Raw genomic sequence first — 16,221 nt, forward strand, 5'->3', positions numbered from 1 at the left:
CCGCTGCGGCCGCCCCATGGCCGGCTGGCCCGGCACTTGCGGACTGATATCAATTTGATATCGTCCTATCAACTACCCAAGGACGCCCTGCCATGAAAGAGAAGTCGATCCGCTCGCTGTCCGGCCTGCCCTTCCTGCTGCTGGTGCTGGCCCTGACCGCGGTAGCCGTGTGGATGTTCGTGGTCGGGGTGGATAAGGGAAACCGCAACCCGGCACTGATCATCGGCAGCCTGCTGCTGGCCACCACCGCCCTGGTCAGCCTGGTCGGGCTGTATACCGTGCAGCCCAACCAGGCGGTGGTGGTCAGCCTGTTCGGCAAGTACGTCGGCACCGTGAAGGAGAACGGCCTGCGCTGGAACAACCCGTTCTTCACCAAGGTCAAGGTGAGCCAGCGCGTGCGCAACTTCGAAAGCGGCAAGCTGAAGGTCAACGAGCTGGACGGCAGCCCGATCGAGATTGCCGCGGTGATCGTGTGGCAGGTGGTGGACGCCTCCGAGGCCGTCTACAACGTGGACGACTACGAAAGCTTCGTGCACATCCAGTCCGAATCGGCGCTGCGTGCGATGGCCACCAGCTACCCGTATGACCAGCACGAGGAGGGCCAGTTGTCGCTGCGCAGCCATGCCGCCGAGATCTCCCAGCACCTCAAGGACGAACTGGCCGAGCGCCTGGCCGATGCCGGCGTGCAGGTGATCGATGCGCGCATCAGCCACCTCGCCTACGCACCGGAAATCGCACAGGCGATGCTGCAGCGCCAGCAGGCCAACGCGGTCATTGCTGCGCGCACGCGGATCGTGGCCGGTGCGGTCGGCATGGTTGAGATGGCCCTGGCCGAACTGCAGAAGAACGGCGTGGTGCAGCTCGATGAAGAGCGCAAGGCGCACATGGTGAGCAACCTGCTGACCGTGCTGTGTTCGGACCGTGGCACCCAGCCGGTGGTCAACGCCGGTTCGCTGTATTGATGCACCCACGTGCCGACCCAGGGTCGGCACTTACCAACGCAGCCCGGCGCCGAGGGGACGGCACGGGGTGTGGATAAAGGACCCCGCATGACCGAAAAGAAAGCGTACCCGTTGCGTATCAATGCCGACGTCCTGGCGGCGGCGCAGCGCTGGGCCGACGACGAGCTGCGCAGCCTCAACGCGCAGATCGAATACGTGCTGCGCGATGCACTGCGCAAGGCCGGACGCCTTCCCAGACCCACCACCGACAAGGAGAGCAAGTCATGAGCAAGCGCTGTAACTACCTGACCATTGAAGTGAAGCCGAACCTGATGGGAATCGTCAACGCCGAGCAGATCCAGCAGGAACTGACCAAGCAGGGCCAACTGGGCTGGGAGCTGGTCAACGCGATCAGCCTGGTGTCGGCACCTCCGTTCACGACGTCGGTGCTGATCTTCAAGAAGGAGGCATGAGGTGAGTGCACTTCACCGCTTCGACGTCGCCCCATCGCCGGCCTGGCGGTTGCTGTGGTTGTGGGTTCCGCTGCTGCTGGTCGCTGGCGTGATGGTGGGCACCGCGCTGGATGCACCGGAACGCTCGCACACCGAACTGTTCATCACCCTGCCGTTCCTGGCGGTGCTGGCCGCGGCGCTGACCTGGGCGTACACCCGCCGCAGCATCGTGCTGCACCAGGACACGCTGGAGGTGCAGTCGACCTTCTACCGCAAGCGCGTGCCGGTGAGCGCCATGCGCCTGGATGAGGCGCGCATCGTCGATTTCGCCGAGCATGGCCGCTACAAGCCCACGATCAAGACCAACGGCTACGGCATGCCCGGGTTCCAGTCCGGTCATTACCGGATGGCCGACCGCAGCAAGGCGTTCTGCCTGATCACCGACAGCAGCCGTGTGCTGCACCTGCCGCTGCGCGATGGCAGCGCCGTGCTGGTCAGCCCGGAGCGCCCACGTGCACTGCTCGATGCGCTGCAGGCGCTGGCCGGACCGCCGCGCGCGCACTAAGCTGGCAGCATGCGCCGATCTCCCGCCCTGCTGATCAACACCGCCGAGATCGAACTGTGGCCCGGCGGCCTGCTGCGTGCACGCGGCTCTGCCGACGCGCGCGCCCTGGCGCGCGCGCAGTGGGTACTGCGGCGCAAGCGCGATGGGCGCTACCTCGCCGTCGCTACCGCCCACGGCGTGCTTCCCCTGGTGCCGCGCCTGATGCGCGAGCCGGGCATCGAGGAGGCACTGGATGCGCTGGACCGCCAGCTGCTGGAGCACCGCCGTGGCGGCGCGCCGGATGCGGTGCTTCCCCTGAGTGGACTGCAGCATCGCCTCGAAACCCTCGGGATTGATGCCGATGCCTACGAGGCCGCGACCGGTCTGGCGCTGGAGGCCGAACCGGCGCAGCTGCACCTGGCCGGGTTCGACCGCTACCGTCGCCCCCTCTGGCTGCGCCGTGAGGCCGCCCGGGGCTGGCAACGCCTGCGCCAGCAGGCGTCCGCCGATGGCATCGCACTGGACGCGATCTCCGGTTACCGCAGCCACGATTACCAGCTCGGCATTTTCGCGCGCAAGCGCGGCCGTGGGCTGAGCGTGGAGGACATCCTCACGGTCAACGCCGCGCCCGGGTACAGCGAACACCACAGCGGCTACGCGTTGGATATCGGCACACCGGGCGAACCGCCGGCGGAAGAATCGTTCGAGTCGACTGCCGCGTTCGCGTGGCTGGGCGAGCATGCCGGGCGCTTCGGGTTCCAGCTGAGCTACCCGCGCGACAACCCGCACGGGATCGTCTACGAACCGTGGCACTGGTGCTGGCGCAACGCCACACCCTGACCGGGGCGCCGAAGCCGCCGGCCGCGTAGCCTCACCCCTGCGACCGATCGGTCGTCGCCTTCGGATCCACCGTGAAATCGGCGATCCGCCACAGGTACAGGCTGGCGTAGGTCCGGAACGGCCCCCATTTCTCGCCGCGGGCGAGCAGCTCTTTCGGGCTGGGCATCCGCTCGGCCTTGTCCACGCGCTGGGCGCCCTTGCGGACCCCCAGGTCGTCCACCGGCAGGATGTCCGGGCGGCCGAGCCGGAACATCAGCATCATCTCCACCGTCCAGCGGCCGATGCCGCGAATCGGCACCAGCGCATCGATGATGGCGTCGTGGTCCATCACCGACATCCGGCGCAGGTCGGGAATCTCGCCGGCCGCCTCGCGCCGCGCAAGGTCGCGCAGCGCCAGTGCCTTGTTCCCCGATACCCCGCACACCCGCAGCCCCGCATCCTCGATGCGCGACAGCGTATCGGCATGCAGACGGGGACTGCCGATGGCGGTCTCCACGCGCCCGACGATGGTCGAGGCCGCCTTGCCGCTGAGCTGCTGGAACAGGATCGCGCGCGCGAGCGCATCGACCGGGTCGAAGGTCTTCGCCCAGCCGGGCTGCGCCTGGATGGGGCCGAGCCGCTTCATCCAGGTGCCCAGCCGCCGGTCGCGCCGACTCAACCAGTCATGCGCTTCATCAACATCGAAGCCGCGGCGGTACCGGGGCATGTCAGCGCCTCAGCGCATTCAGGCCGTAGGCCAGCCAGCCCACCATCAGCGCGGTGCCACCGACCGGGGCGAGCTGCGTGCTGAGCTTCCACAGCGCGCCTGCCACCAGGCTGCCGGAGAACAGCAGCGTGCCGATCAGCAGGACATACAGCGCCAGGCGGCCCAGCGTGTTCTGCTGCGTGGGGCCCAGCACCGCCAGCGCCACGCCGTGCCCGAACGCGTACAGCGCCGCCGTGGTCACGTGCGACTGCGCCAGCGGATCGGCGATGCCATGCGAGGCATAGGCCGACAGCCCGACCGCGGTGGCCGCCAGCAGGCCGCCCAGGCCGGCCAGCAGGGAGGGTTTGCGCGTGCGTCGTTCCAGGTTGAGCATGCTTGCGTCCTTCAGACAGTGCCCCGTGGCCGGAGCCAAAAAAAACGCGCCGCAGGAAGCGGCGCGTTTCAGGTCGTGCGTTACATCACGGCAACCGTCGGTTTACTTGACGGCCCAGTAGATGTCGTACGTGCCTTCCGGAGTGAACGACTTGTCCACGCCGTCCTTCCAGGACTCGTACGGACGATCGATCACTTCGTTGCCGCCGGTCACCGACCACGCACGCAGGGCGTTGCGGGCGATGTCCAGGCCAGCCATGTGGCCGGTGTAGGCCGCGTGGGCCGAACGGTGCGGAGCGACATGCACGTACTTGACCGGGGCACCACCGTCGATCTTCACCGTCAGGGCTTCGGCAGTCGCGCCTTCAGCACCCTTCTTCTTGACCGGCTGGGCCACGTCGAAGGCGTACTTCTCGGCGCCGAAATCGGTGGTGATGATGCGGAACGGACCGGCGGCTTCGAGGTTGTTGGCCTCCATGACGCGCTTGATCCACTCCTGGTTGTCCTTGATGGACTTGGTGATGGTTTCCTGGCCGCGGTCCACGTTGCCGGCGGTGACGACCAGCAGGTCCTCGGCCGGGACGTCCACGATGGCCAGATCGGTCAGCGGGGCTTCGGCGGTGCGGTAGTCCACGTTCGGCACGGTGGCCAGCATGTTGGCCATGCGCGACAGACCCAGCTTCAGGTCGTCGCCGGCGTGACGGCTGACGTACAGGCCAGCGTAACGACCGAACAGGTTGAAACCGTACTTGACGTTGTAGTCCTGCGTGATCTTGACGTTGCGGCCACCCTTGCCGGTCGGCTCGAGGGTGAAGTTGGTCACCTTGTCGTGGCCCTTGCTCTCGTCCTCGATGGCGATGGCAACGTGCTTGTTCTGCTCGGACTCGGTGATCACCCAGCTACCCTGGCCCAAGGAACCTTCCTTGGAGGTGTAGTCCAGGCGTGCGCCGACGCCGGCAGCGGGGCCGGAGTGCTTCAGTTCAACGGCGGGATCGCGCAGCAAGAGCGGGTTCCAGTCCTTGAAGCGGCGCAGGCTGTTGACCGTGTCGAACACGATCGTCATCTTGCGGTTGGTCTCGATGCTTTCGGAAATATGGCGCTCGCCCGGCAGACATACGCCAATGATGACGAACAGGCCAGCCACGATCCCCAAGGCGATCAGGAACTCGATAATACGGGTCATTCAGGAGTCTCCGGGGCCGATCCCACGGCCGGGTTGATTGAAGCGAAGCGCCAATCCTAGCAGGCTTCGCCGGTGTTGTTGATCAGGGTTGGCACACCGGTTTCCATGTCGGCAGCGGTTTTGCATAGACAAGGAGCGGAAAGATAACGCATCGCGCGTGTCAGCACGTAGCGGATGGACAATATTTCTTCGCCGGATTCGGCCGTCAGGCCCGAAAACACCCCCGCATCGCTTGCGCCGCAAGGGTTTCACGAAATTCGGAAAATACGTCGGGACCGGCGGCTGCACGATGGCCTCCGCCGGTCCGCCCGGCTCAGACCAGCTGCAGTTCGAAAGCCTTGAGCACGGCCCGGGTGCGATCGCGCACGCCCAGCTTGGAGAGGATGTTGGACACGTGGTTCTTGATGGTGCCCTCGGCCACACCCAATGAATTGGCGATCTCCTTGTTGGAGAAGCCGCTGGCCATCAGCCGCAGGATCTCGGTCTCGCGGTCGGTCAGCGGGTCGGGCCGGTCCAGGCTCACGAACTCGTTGCGCATGTGCTCCAGCCCGGACAGCAGCCGCTGGGTGACCGCCGGCTGGACCAGCGAGCCGCCATCGGCCACGGTCCGGATCGCCCCCACCAGCTGGTCCAGGGTCACATCCTTGAGCAGATAGCCCTTGGCGCCGGCCTTGAGCCCGGCCAGCACCAGCTGGTCGTCATCGAAGGTGGTCAGGATGATGGTCGGCGGCAGCTGGTTCAGCCGCGACAGCATCTGCAGCGCCTCCAGGCCGGACATCACCGGCATGCGCATGTCCATCAGGACCACGTCCGGGCGGACCTGCGGGACCACCTCGACTGCCTGGCGGCCATCGGCGGCCTCGGCGACCACCTCGATGCCGTCATCGAGCGCCAGCAGCGAGCGGATCCCCTGCCGCACCAGGGTTTGGTCGTCGACCAGGCAGACGCGAATCATCAACGCACTCCTTCAATGACAGCGCTCAGCATCAATACTGGCACGCCGGGTACCGAGGCACGAAGGCGGAAGCCCTGGCCCCGGCGGGTTTCGATCTGCAGCTCACCACCGCATTGTTGCAGGCGCTCGCGCATCCCGCGCAACCCGTTGCCGACCACGATGCCGTCGGCCCCCACCCCGTCATCATGCGCTTCCAGCACCACGATGCCCGGTGGCTCGCGCCGGACCTTGATCCACAGGTTGCGCGCGCCGGCGTGGCGCACCGCATTGGTGATGATTTCCTGGGTGCAGCGCAGCAGTACGTGGGCCCGCTCGGGGTCTTCCACGCTCAGCGGCTCGTCGATATCCAGGTGGATGTCCAGCGAGGGGACCTGCTCGGTCAGCGGGCGCAGGGCCGCGGCCAGGTCGATCGCGCCGCTGTCGCGCAGCTGGCTCACCGCCTCGCGCACGTCGGTCAGCAGCAGCTTGGCCAGGGTGTGGGCCTGGTGCACATGCTCCTGGGCCTGGCCCTCGGTGATGTGGCCGGCCACCTCCAGGTTGAGGCTGAGGGCGGTGAGGTGGTGGCCCAGCAGGTCGTGCAGCTCGCGGGAGATGCGGGTGCGTTCATTGACCCGGGCGCTTTCGGCCAGCAGCACGCGGGTGGCGCGCAGCTCGGTATTGAGCCGGCGCTGTTCCTCGCGGGCATCGGTCTGCTGCCGGGCCACCAGGCTGGTCACGAAGATGAACATGGAGAAGCCGCCATACAGCAGCGACTGCATCACCGCCTCGAACAGCGAGAAATTCAGGATCAGGTAGTAGACCGGCAGGACCGCCAGCTGGCTCAACAGCAGCCAGATCACCCCGCCGCGCACCGGCAGCATCCAGGGAATGACCCCGGCAGCGACCATCATCAGGATGCTGCCCAGGCCCGAACCGCTCAGGTAGCTCACGCCCAGCGCCGAGGCGGTGAGCAGCACCAGCATGACCCGGTCGTACCAGCGCGAGTGGCCGCCGTTGCGCAGCCCGCGGGTCAGCCAGAAGTAGCCGGCACCGAAGGCCAGATACGCGGCGAACAGCCACAGCGCCCACGCATCGACGCCACCGCCGCGGCGCAGCAGCGCTTCGTACTGCGAGTAAACCAGAGGAAGTCCGACCATGACCCAGGTGAACAGGCCGGCCAGTCGCAGTACTCGGGTGTGGCTGAGGTATCCCAACATGGACGCATAGTAGGCTGAACCTGTTCCCCTGCACTCCCACAGAAGTCATGCCTGTCGGCTCGCGGGGGGAAGCCACCCATGCAATAATCGGACCGAGGGGCCCCTCGATGGGCCAACCGCGTTACCCCACGGAGTCACAATGTCGATTGTCATCCGCGACGTGCGCGAGCACGAGCTCGATTCCGTCCTGGCCCTGAACAACAATGCCGGCCTGGCCATCCTGCCGTTGGATGCCGCCCGCCTGCGTCTGTTCTATGAAAGCGCTGAGTATTTCCGCGTCGCCGAGCGCGACGGCAACCTGGCCGGTTTCCTGATCGGCTTCGGCAGCGACAGCCAGCACGACAGCAGCAACTTCGCCTGGTTCAAGCAGCAGCTGGATACCAAATTCTTCTACATCGACCGCATCGTGGTCGCCAGCCGCCGTCGCGGCGGCGGTGTCGGCCGTGCGTTCTATGCTGATGCCCAGAGCTACGCCGAGCTGCGCTATCCGCAGCTCACCTGCGAAGTCTTCCTGGACCACGGCGCCGATGCCGCCCTGCTCTTCCACGGCAGCTTCGGCTTCCGCGAAGTCGGGCAGAACAACATGGCCCACGTGGATGTGCGTGCCAGCATGCTGCTCAAGGACCTGTGCAGTTACCAGTGGGTGCACGACACCTACGGCGACCAGCTGCCGGATGTGCCCTGGGTGGGCCATCGCCGCGAGCCGCTGCGCGCGCAGCAGCAGACGGGGACCTGATCGGTGGCAGCGAACATGGATTTTGAACAGGCCGGCGAACTGAAGATCGGCCAGGTCGGCATCGCCAATCTGCGCATCCGCACCCTCGATGTCGAACGCCTTACCCGGGAAATGCAGGAACGTGTCGCGCGTGCGCCGAAGCTGTTCGGGCGTGCCGCGGTGATCCTGGATTTCGGCGGACTCAGCAAAATACCCGACGTGGCCACCGCCAAGGCACTGCTGGATGGCCTGCGCAAGGCCGGCGTGCTGCCGGTCGCGCTGGCCTATGGCACCACCGAAACCGACCTGCTCTCCCAGCAGCTCGGCCTGCCGCTGCTGGCCAAGTTCCGCGCCCAGTACGAGCGTGCCGAAGCCGAGCCGGCCCCCGCGCCTGCCCGCGCGCCGGTCGCCGAGCCGCCGCGCCGTTCGCGTGCCGCTGCCGCCGTACCCGCGGCGCCTGCCCCGAATGCCGTGGCCACCGGTGGCGCGCCCAAGCCGGGCCGCATGCAGACCGTCAATGTCCGCTCGGGCCAGCAGCTGTACGCGGAGAACTGCGACCTGACCGTCATGGCCACCGTCGGCGCCGGCGCCGAAGTGATCGCCGATGGCAGCATCCACATCTACGGTACGCTGCGGGGCCGTGCCCTGGCAGGTGCCCAGGGCAACACCACGGCGCGTATTTTCTGCCGTGAATTCCACGCTGAACTGGTCGCCATCGCCGGCCATTACAAGGTACTGGACGATGTTCCGGACTCCCTGCGCGGCAAGGCCGTGCAGGTGTGGCTGGAACAGGACCAGATCAAGATCGCTGCGCTGGACTGACGCAGCCCCCAAACAGAAGAATCAGGAGAAATCCTTTGGCTGAAATCATCGTAGTCACCTCCGGCAAGGGCGGCGTCGGCAAGACCACCAGCAGCGCCAGCCTGGCCTGCGGGCTGGCACGTCGTGGCAAGAAGGTGGCCGTGATCGACTTCGACGTCGGCCTGCGCAACCTCGACCTGATCATGGGCTGCGAGCGCCGCGTGGTGTACGACTTCGTCAATGTCGTGCACGGCGAAGCGACCCTCAAGCAGGCCCTGATCAAGGACAAGCGCTTCGACAACCTGTACGTGCTGGCTGCCTCGCAGACCCGCGACAAGGACGCGCTGACCCAGGAAGGCGTGCGCAAGGTGCTCGACGACCTGGTCGCCGACGGCTTCGAATACATCATCTGCGACTCCCCGGCCGGCATCGAGAAGGGCGCGTTCCTGGCGATGTACTACGCCGACCGTGCGGTCGTGGTGGTGAACCCGGAAGTGTCTTCGGTGCGCGACTCGGACCGCATCATCGGCCTGCTCGACTCGAAGACCCACAAGGCCGAATCCGGCAAGAACGTGCCGGCCTTCCTGCTGCTCACGCGCTACAGCCCGGTGCGGGTGGAAAGCGGGGAGATGCTCAGCATCACCGACGTCGAAGAAGTGCTGGGCCTGAAGGCCATTGGCGTGGTGCCCGAGTCGGGCGACGTGCTCAATGCATCCAACAAGGGTGAGCCGGTCATTCTGGACCCCGAATCGGCGGCGGGCCAGGCATACGAAGATGCGGTTGGCCGCATCCTTGGCGAAGAGCGTCCGATGCGCTTCACCACCGTGGAGAAGAAAGGCTTCTTCAGCAAGCTGTTCGGAGGGTAAGCATGGGACTGTTCGATTTCCTGAACCGAAAGAAGACCACTGCCGAAACGGCCAAGAACCGCCTGCAGATCATCATCGCGCAGGAACGCAGCCACCGCGGCGGCCCGGACTACCTGCCCCTGCTGCAGCGCGAGCTGCTGGAAGTGATCAAGAAGTACGTCAACATCGACGCTGATGCGGTCAAGGTCGATCTGGTCAAGGACGGCGAGCACGATGTGCTCGATATTTCCGTCGCCTTGCCGGAAGGCCCGCAGCAGCCCTGATCGACATCGCCCCTTCCGCCCCGGAAGGGGCGGTTGAGCGGTAACCCATGAACGACGCTGCCCCCACCGCCGAACCGCAGGTCACCCGCCTCGGCGATATCCGTTTCGACGACGCCCACACCCTGCTCGCCGCCCACGATCTGCGCCTGCATCGTGTGGCCGATGGCGCGCCGATTCCGGGCAGCTATTGGGGCGAACCTGAAGCCGGCATCATCGGCAGCGATGTCTATGTCCGCGATGACACGCCCGTGCACTCGATGCTGCACGAAGCCTGCCACCTGATCGTGCTGCCGCCGGAGCGTCGTGCGCTGGTGCACACCGATGCCACCGATTCGGTACCCGAAGAAGACGCCACCTGCTACCTGCAGATCGTGCTGGCCGGGCAACTGCCGGGGGTAGGCAGCGCGCGCCTGATGGCCGACATGGATGCGTGGGGGTATACGTATCGGTTGGGGTCTACGAAGGCGTGGTTCGAGCAGGATGCGGAAGACGCCAGAGCGTGGTTACTCGAACGCGGCCTTCTTACCGCGTAAATCCGCACGTGCGGTAACGCGGGGCGGCCCGAATTCCCGGTAGTGCCGGCCGCTGGCCGGCAACCTCCTGGACACCTGATGCATCGCCTGGTTGCTTTAGCGCAGGTTGCTTCTGCCGTAGAGCCGACCGTTGGTCGGCTGTCGTGCGCTGTGACGCGACGTGACAGCAGCCGACCAACGGTCGGCTCTACCCCGCCATCGCGCGCAGGGTGATGCCCACGATATACGCCAGGTACGTGCCCGTCGCGTAGCCCATCGTGCCCAGCAGCACGCCGACCGGCGCCAGCGAGGGGTGGAACGCCGCCGCGACCACGGGCGCCGAGGCCGGCCCGCCGATGTTGGATTGCGAGCCGATCGCAAAGTAGAAGAACGGCACCTTCAGCGCGCGCGCCAGCGCCCACAGCAGCACGATGTGCACCGCGATCCAGATCAGGCCAAGCAGGAACAGCCAGGGGCGGTCCAGCAACGCCAGCAGATCCATCTGCATGCCGATGCAGGCGATCAGGAAGTACAGCAGCAGCGAACCCAGCTTGGAGGCACCGGCGCCTTCCAGGTTGCGCGCACGGGTGAAGCTCAGCGCCAGGCCGCAGGTGGTGGAGATCACCACCACCCAAACGAAGGGCGCGTCCAGGCTGAACTGCGAGGCCCAGGCGACATGGCCCTTGAACCACGCCGAGACCGGACCGGCGATCGCATGCGACAGCCCCACCACGCCGAAGGCAACGGCGACGATCAGCATCAGGTCGGTCAGGCTGGCCACGCGCTCGTGCTGCGCCTGGAACGCCTGGATGCGCAGCTTGAGCGCATCGATGCCCGAGGTATCGGCACCACTGCGCGCATCGATCCTGGCCGAACGCCCGGCCATGAAGATCAGCACCGCCATCCACACGTAGCCGACACCGACATCGACCACCGCGAACTGCCCGAAGGTGGTCGCGTTGACATCGAACACTTCGCGCATCGCCAGCATGTTGGCACCGCCGCCGATCCAGCTGCCGGCCAGCGCGGCCATGCCGGCCCAGGTATCGCCGGCCACGGTTGCCGGGTGCAGCCACTTCATCAGCTGGAACGCGACCACCGCGCCGACCATGATGCTCAGCGAGGCGCCCAGGTACATCACGATCAGTTTCGGTCCCAGCCGCAGGATGCCCTTGATATCCACGGCCAGGGTGAGCAGTACCAGCGCGGCGGGCAGCAGGATGTCGCGGGCGACCGGGTTGTAGAGATGGGTGTTCTGGCCATCGATCAGGCCGACGGTGTTGTACACCCCGGGAATCAGGTAGCACAGCAACAGGGCTGGCACGTAGGTGTAGAAACGCTTCCACGGCCCCTGCTCGCGCGAGGCGGTCCAGAACACGGCGCCGAGGGTGGCGGCGATCAGGCCGAAGACGACGATGTCGTTCTGGATCAGGGCGGGTGCTTTCACGGGTGTGGAGTGCCTGGACGATGGGCGTGCGATTCGGCACGTTTCGGGAAACAATCACGGGTAGAGCCGACCGTTGGTCGGTTACAACACCACCGATCACCGGTGACACCACGGCCAACGAGACCCGGTGCCATGAACAAGCGCCGCCCCTGGGGGCGGCGCTTCGAACCGGTTTACTCGCCGATGTGCTGCTTCAGCCAGCCGTTGACGGTGTCATGCCACTGCACGCTGTTCTGCGGCTTGAGCACCCAGTGGTTCTCGTCCGGGAAGTACAGGAACTTGGACTCGATGCCCTGGCGCTGCGCGGCGGTGAACGCCGCCAGGCCCTGCTCCACCGGAATGCGGTAGTCGAGCTGGCCGTGCACGATCAGGATCGGCTTCTTCCAGTCCGAGACGTGGTTGACCGGGTTGAACTTCTCGTAGTTGGCGGCCTTCTCATACGGCGTGCCGCCCTGCTCCCACTCGGTGAACCACAGTTCTTCGGTGGCGTAGCCCATCATGCGCTGATCGAACACGCCGTCATGGTTGACCAGGCACTTCCACGGCTCGTTCCAGTTGCCGGCGATCCAGTTGACCATGAAGCCGCCGTAGCTGGCGCCCAGCGCGCATGCCTTGTCGCCGTTGAGGAACGGGTACTGCTTCTGTGCCGCGGCCCAGCCCTTCTGCAGATCTTCCAGCGGGCGGTCGCCCCAGTGCTGGCTGATCGCGTCGGTGAAGGCCTGGCCGTAACCGGTGGAGCCGTGGAAGTCGATCATGACCACTGCGTAGCCCTGGCCGGCGTAGGTCTGCGGGTTCCAGCGATAGCTCCAGCCATTGCCGAAGCTGCCCTGCGGGCCGCCGTGGATCAGGAACGCGACCGGGTAGCGCTTGCCTTCCTGGTAGTTGTACGGCTTGACCACGTAACCATGCACGGTCTCGTTGTTCCAGCCCTTGAACTGGAACTGCTCGTAATCGCCGAAGGCGACATCGGGCAGCATCTCGCCGGCGCTGGGGGTGATCTCGCGCGGGTTGGCGCCATCGAAGGCGGCCACGACGATCTGGTCGCCGCTCTTCAGGCTGTTCTTCGTATACGCCAGCGTGGTGCCAGCGATCACCGGCGAGCCGATGCTGCCGCCGTCCACCACCACTTCGGCTTTGCCGGTGGCGATGTCCACGGCGAACAGGCGGTGCTCGCCCATGTCGTCGGCGCTGGTGTAGATCAGGTTGCCGTCACCGGACAGCACGATCTCGCCGGCCGAACGATCCCACTTGGGGGCGATCTCGCGGGTCTTGCCGGTCGCCACGTCCATTGCCATCAGGCCGAAGCGGTCCGCTTCGAAGCCCGGGCGCTTCATGGCACGGTAGTACAGGGTCTTGCCGTCGGCACTGAACACCGGGCCGGCATCCCAGGCCGGGTTGGACGCGGTCAGGTTGACCGGCGCCTGCTTGCCCTCGGCATCCAGACGGTACAGGTCGAAGTTGGTCGACCACGGCTCCTGCTTGCCGGCCACGCGGATCGCGGCGACCACGCTCTTGCCATCCGGCGACCAGGTGAAGTCGTCATTGCCACCGAACGGCTTGGACGGTGCATCGCCGGCCAGCGTTGCGCTGATCGCCGAGGCGCCCTTCACCGCCGCGGCCTTGGCGGCCGGCAGCGGCGCCACGAACAGCGTGTTGCGGCGGCCGTCGGCCCAGGTGTCCCAATGGCGCACGAAGAGGTTGTCGGACACCTCGCCGGTGTTCTTGCGCGCCTTGTGCGCGTCCAGCTTCTTGCTGGTGCAGGCCAGGTCCGAACCGCAGTCCTGGAACACGCCGCTGCTGAAGGCCACGCGGTCGCCCTGCGGGGAGACGTGGAAGCTGTCCACATCGACCGGGAAATCGGTCAGCTGGCGCGGCGTGCCGCCGGTGGCCGGCTGCGCGTAGAGCTGCTGGCTGCCGCTCTTGGCGCTCAGGAAATACACGGTCTGGCCATCGGCCGACAGCGCGGCGGAATTGACGTTCCAGCCGGCCGGGGTCAGCGGCTTGGGCGGGGCCAGGTCGCGCGTGCGCAGGTTGCGGATGTACAGGCCGGTGCTGGCCTTGCTGTCGGTGCCGACCACGCGCTTGGCGAAGATGACGTTGCCGCCATCGGCGGTGAGCAGCGGGCTGGAGACCCGATCCAGCGCGATCATGTCGCGCACATCCAGGCCACGCGTGGCCGCCAGCGAGGGCATCGCGGTCAGCAGGCACAACGGCAGCAGGGCGTAACCAAGTTTCATCGGGGTCTCCGCGGAACGGCAAAACGCCGATGTTAGGGCCGCAAGGGCCGCACATGCAAAGGCCATCGGTCATGCCGTGCCCTGGGCGCTCCAGAAACGACAAACCCCGCCGGAGCGGGGTTTGTCGTGACGCACACCGGGGTCGCTGGTTAGACCGAACCCACCGCGCGTTTGCCGGTGCGGTAGATCAACCAGCCGACCAGGAACAGTACGGCCAGACCGATCCACTGCGCGCCCGGCAGGTGGAACGGCAGCGCCAGCACATCGGCGCGGCTGCTGACCACGATCGGGATCGCGATGGCGATGCCCATCAGGGCTTCACCGGTGATCAGGCCGGCGGCGAACAGCACGCCCGGCTTGTGCACACGGTCACGGCCTTCTTCATCATCGCCACGGATCTTGTGGAAGCGCTCCACCAGGTAGGCGATCAGCCCACCCAGGAAGATCGGGACCATCAGTTCCAGCGGCAGGTAGATGCCGATCGCCGCGGCCAGCACCGGCACGCGGAAGCGGGCATTGCGCGACTTCAGCCAGCTGTCGAAGGCGATGATCGCCGCGCCAACCGCGGCGCCGATGCCGATGAAGGTCCACGGCAGCTCGCCGCCGAACAGGCCCTTGGCCACCGAGGCCATGAGGTTGGCCTGCGGCGCGGCCAGCGCGTTGGGATGCAGCTCGGACTTCACGCCGATGCCGTAGGCGGTGGCCAGCAGGTTCAGCACGGGGGCCATGATCAGCGCGCACGAGAACGCACCGATGCCCAGCATCAGCTGCTGCTTCCACGGGGTGGCGCCGACGATGTAGCCGGCCTTGAGGTCCTGCAGGTTGTCACCGCCGACCGCGGCCGCGCAGCACACCACCGCGCCGATCATGATCGCGGCCACCGCGCCCAGCGGCGCACCGCCGATGCCGACCGGGGTCAGGCCATCCTTGCCGAGCAGCAGCACCAGTACCGCCGAGGCGAACAGGATGGTGGAGATGGTGATGCCCGAGACCGGGTTGTTGGACGAGCCGATCAGGCCGGCCAGGTAGGCCGAGACCGAGACGAACAGGAAGCCGGCCACGATCATGATCAGGGTCATCGGGATCGACACGTGCCACTGGCCCACGATGGCCTGGTAGAGCGCCAGCAGCGGCAGGGTGAACACCACCAGGGCCACCAGCATCCACTTCATCGGCAGGTCGCGTTCGGTGTGCGCCAGCGCCGGGCCACCGCTCTTGCGGGCCGCGGCAAAGCCACTCTTGACGCCGTTGAGCAGCGACTTGCGCAGCGAGATCAGGGTCCAGACGCCGCCGATCAGCATCGCGCCCACGCCCAGGTAACGCATCTTCGCGCCCCAGATGGCGAAGGCCGCTTCCGTCGAACTGGCCGTGGCGATCGAGGCCGCCAGCGCCGGATCGGTGTTCATGAAGAACGCCTGGTACAGCGGAATGGCGATATGCCAGGTCAGGATCGAGCCGGACACCACCACGATGCCGACATTCAGGCCGACGATGTAGCCCACGCCCAGCAGCGCCGGGGACAGGTTGGTGCCGATGAAGGCGGTGATCTTCGAGGTACCGACGTAGGCCGAGGTGGCCCAGGCATCCGGGATCAGGCGCAGGCCGCTTTCGGCGGCCAGCTTCACGAAGGCGCCGATCACCGCCGACACGGCCAGGATCTTCAGGCCCGGGCCCGGGTTTTCACCGGCCTTGAGCACTTCGGCGGCGGCCTTGCCTTCCGGGAACGGAAGCGGATCTTCCACGATCATCGAACGCCGCAGCGGCACCGAGAACAGCACGCCCAGCAGGCCACCCAGACCGGCGATGCCCAGCACCCACCAGTACTTGAAGTCCGGCCAGTACCCCATGATCACCAGCGCGGGGATGGTAAAGATCACACCGGCGGCGATCGACGAACCGGCCGAAGCACCGGTCTGTACGATGTTGTTTTCCAGGATCGTGCCACCGCCGAGCAGGCGCAGCACCCCCATGGAAATGACCGCGGCGGGAATGGCGGTGGCGATGGTCAGGCCTGCGAACAGACCCAGGTAGGCGTTGGCGGCCGACAGAATCACCGCCAGCACGATGGCAAGCACCACCGCACGGAAAGTGAGCTGGCGTGGCGCAGCGTCGTTGTTCATGGAAGCCCCTGCTGGCAAAAAATCCCTGCCACGCTAGCGTTCATGTACGGGCAAGTCCAGTAGTGCCGGCC

The 16,221-nt window shown here is 66.4% G+C and carries 18 protein-coding genes; 10 read left to right on the top strand and 8 right to left on the bottom strand.

The features are described 5' to 3' along the window. Positions 1-92: 92 nt before the first annotated feature. From NJD74_RS03390 to NJD74_RS03410, 5 genes are all read left to right on the top strand, one after another. Positions 93-962: an SPFH domain-containing protein gene (locus tag NJD74_RS03390; RefSeq protein WP_070473430.1), complete on the top strand. Its 870-nt coding sequence runs from the start codon at positions 93-95 to the stop codon at positions 960-962. A gap of 87 nt (positions 963-1,049) precedes the next feature. Further along, positions 1,050-1,229: a hypothetical protein gene (locus NJD74_RS03395; RefSeq protein WP_046272204.1), complete on the top strand. Its 180-nt coding sequence runs from the start codon at positions 1,050-1,052 to the stop codon at positions 1,227-1,229. Continuing rightward, positions 1,226-1,414 carry a DUF4177 domain-containing protein gene (locus tag NJD74_RS03400; protein WP_319623663.1) on the top strand — a complete coding sequence of 63 codons (189 nt, stop codon included), beginning with the start codon at positions 1,226-1,228 and terminating at the stop codon, positions 1,412-1,414. Before NJD74_RS03395 ends, NJD74_RS03400 begins: the two co-directional genes overlap by 4 nt. Before the next feature lies 1 nt (position 1,415). Beyond that, a complete protein-coding gene (locus NJD74_RS03405) occupies positions 1,416-1,958 on the top strand; it encodes a PH domain-containing protein (protein ID WP_019184533.1) in 543 nt (180 codons plus the stop codon). A gap of 9 nt (positions 1,959-1,967) precedes the next feature. Continuing rightward, complete coding sequence (locus NJD74_RS03410; protein ID WP_319623664.1) at positions 1,968-2,777, top strand: D-alanyl-D-alanine carboxypeptidase family protein; 810 nt, start codon at positions 1,968-1,970, stop codon at positions 2,775-2,777. A gap of 31 nt (positions 2,778-2,808) precedes the next feature. Here the strand turns inward: NJD74_RS03410 and NJD74_RS03415 are convergent, their stop codons facing one another. From NJD74_RS03415 to NJD74_RS03435, 5 genes are all read right to left on the bottom strand, one after another. Then, a complete protein-coding gene (locus NJD74_RS03415) occupies positions 2,809-3,483 on the bottom strand; it encodes a DNA-3-methyladenine glycosylase (protein WP_319623665.1) in 675 nt (224 codons plus the stop codon). 1 nt (position 3,484) lies between these two features. Further along, positions 3,485-3,856 (bottom strand): DUF423 domain-containing protein, encoded by a 372-nt coding sequence (locus NJD74_RS03420; RefSeq protein WP_019184537.1) that lies wholly within the window; start codon positions 3,854-3,856, stop codon positions 3,485-3,487. A gap of 102 nt (positions 3,857-3,958) precedes the next feature. Next, a complete protein-coding gene (locus NJD74_RS03425) occupies positions 3,959-5,038 on the bottom strand; it encodes an SRPBCC family protein (protein WP_019184538.1) in 1,080 nt (359 codons plus the stop codon). Positions 5,039-5,351: 313 nt separating this feature from the next. Beyond that, a complete protein-coding gene (locus tag NJD74_RS03430) occupies positions 5,352-5,993 on the bottom strand; it encodes a response regulator transcription factor (RefSeq protein ID WP_019184539.1) in 642 nt (213 codons plus the stop codon). After that, a complete protein-coding gene (locus tag NJD74_RS03435) occupies positions 5,993-7,189 on the bottom strand; it encodes a sensor histidine kinase (protein WP_019184540.1) in 1,197 nt (398 codons plus the stop codon). Before NJD74_RS03435 ends, NJD74_RS03430 begins: the two co-directional genes overlap by 1 nt. Positions 7,190-7,328: 139 nt before the next feature. On the opposite strand from NJD74_RS03435, the gene NJD74_RS03440 reads away from it, so the two are divergent. From NJD74_RS03440 to NJD74_RS03460, 5 genes are read left to right on the top strand one after another with little or no spacing between them, the layout of a single operon-like run. After that, positions 7,329-7,925, top strand: a complete 597-nt coding sequence (locus NJD74_RS03440; protein ID WP_019184541.1) for a GNAT family N-acetyltransferase — start codon at positions 7,329-7,331, stop codon at positions 7,923-7,925. Between the two features lie 15 nt (positions 7,926-7,940). Continuing rightward, positions 7,941-8,726 carry a septum site-determining protein MinC gene (gene minC / locus NJD74_RS03445; RefSeq protein WP_070473440.1) on the top strand — a complete coding sequence of 262 codons (786 nt, stop codon included), beginning with the start codon at positions 7,941-7,943 and terminating at the stop codon, positions 8,724-8,726. Between the two features lie 35 nt (positions 8,727-8,761). Next, a complete protein-coding gene (gene minD / locus NJD74_RS03450; protein ID WP_019184543.1) occupies positions 8,762-9,571 on the top strand; it encodes a septum site-determining protein MinD in 810 nt (269 codons plus the stop codon). Between the two features lie 2 nt (positions 9,572-9,573). Continuing rightward, positions 9,574-9,834 (top strand): cell division topological specificity factor MinE, encoded by a 261-nt coding sequence (minE, locus tag NJD74_RS03455; RefSeq protein WP_017355894.1) that lies wholly within the window; start codon positions 9,574-9,576, stop codon positions 9,832-9,834. A gap of 47 nt (positions 9,835-9,881) precedes the next feature. Continuing rightward, complete coding sequence (locus tag NJD74_RS03460; protein WP_070473443.1) at positions 9,882-10,367, top strand: hypothetical protein; 486 nt, start codon at positions 9,882-9,884, stop codon at positions 10,365-10,367. A gap of 187 nt (positions 10,368-10,554) precedes the next feature. On the opposite strand, the gene NJD74_RS03465 is transcribed toward NJD74_RS03460, so the two are convergent. The 3 genes from NJD74_RS03465 to NJD74_RS03475 all read right to left on the bottom strand — a co-directional run bounded on the left by NJD74_RS03465 (position 10,555) and on the right by NJD74_RS03475 (position 16,150). After that, positions 10,555-11,793: a DUF819 family protein gene (locus tag NJD74_RS03465; protein WP_175440362.1), complete on the bottom strand. Its 1,239-nt coding sequence runs from the start codon at positions 11,791-11,793 to the stop codon at positions 10,555-10,557. A gap of 173 nt (positions 11,794-11,966) precedes the next feature. Continuing rightward, on the bottom strand, positions 11,967-14,030 hold the full coding sequence (locus NJD74_RS03470; RefSeq protein WP_319623666.1) for a S9 family peptidase: 2,064 nt from the start codon (positions 14,028-14,030) through the stop codon (positions 11,967-11,969). Between the two features lie 149 nt (positions 14,031-14,179). Next, on the bottom strand, positions 14,180-16,150 hold the full coding sequence (locus tag NJD74_RS03475; protein ID WP_319623667.1) for an oligopeptide transporter, OPT family: 1,971 nt from the start codon (positions 16,148-16,150) through the stop codon (positions 14,180-14,182). Positions 16,151-16,221: the final 71 nt, after the last annotated feature.

It is taken from the genome of Stenotrophomonas sp. RG-453 (assembly GCF_033843685.1).
GTDB lineage: Bacteria > Pseudomonadota > Gammaproteobacteria > Xanthomonadales > Xanthomonadaceae > Stenotrophomonas > Stenotrophomonas bentonitica_A.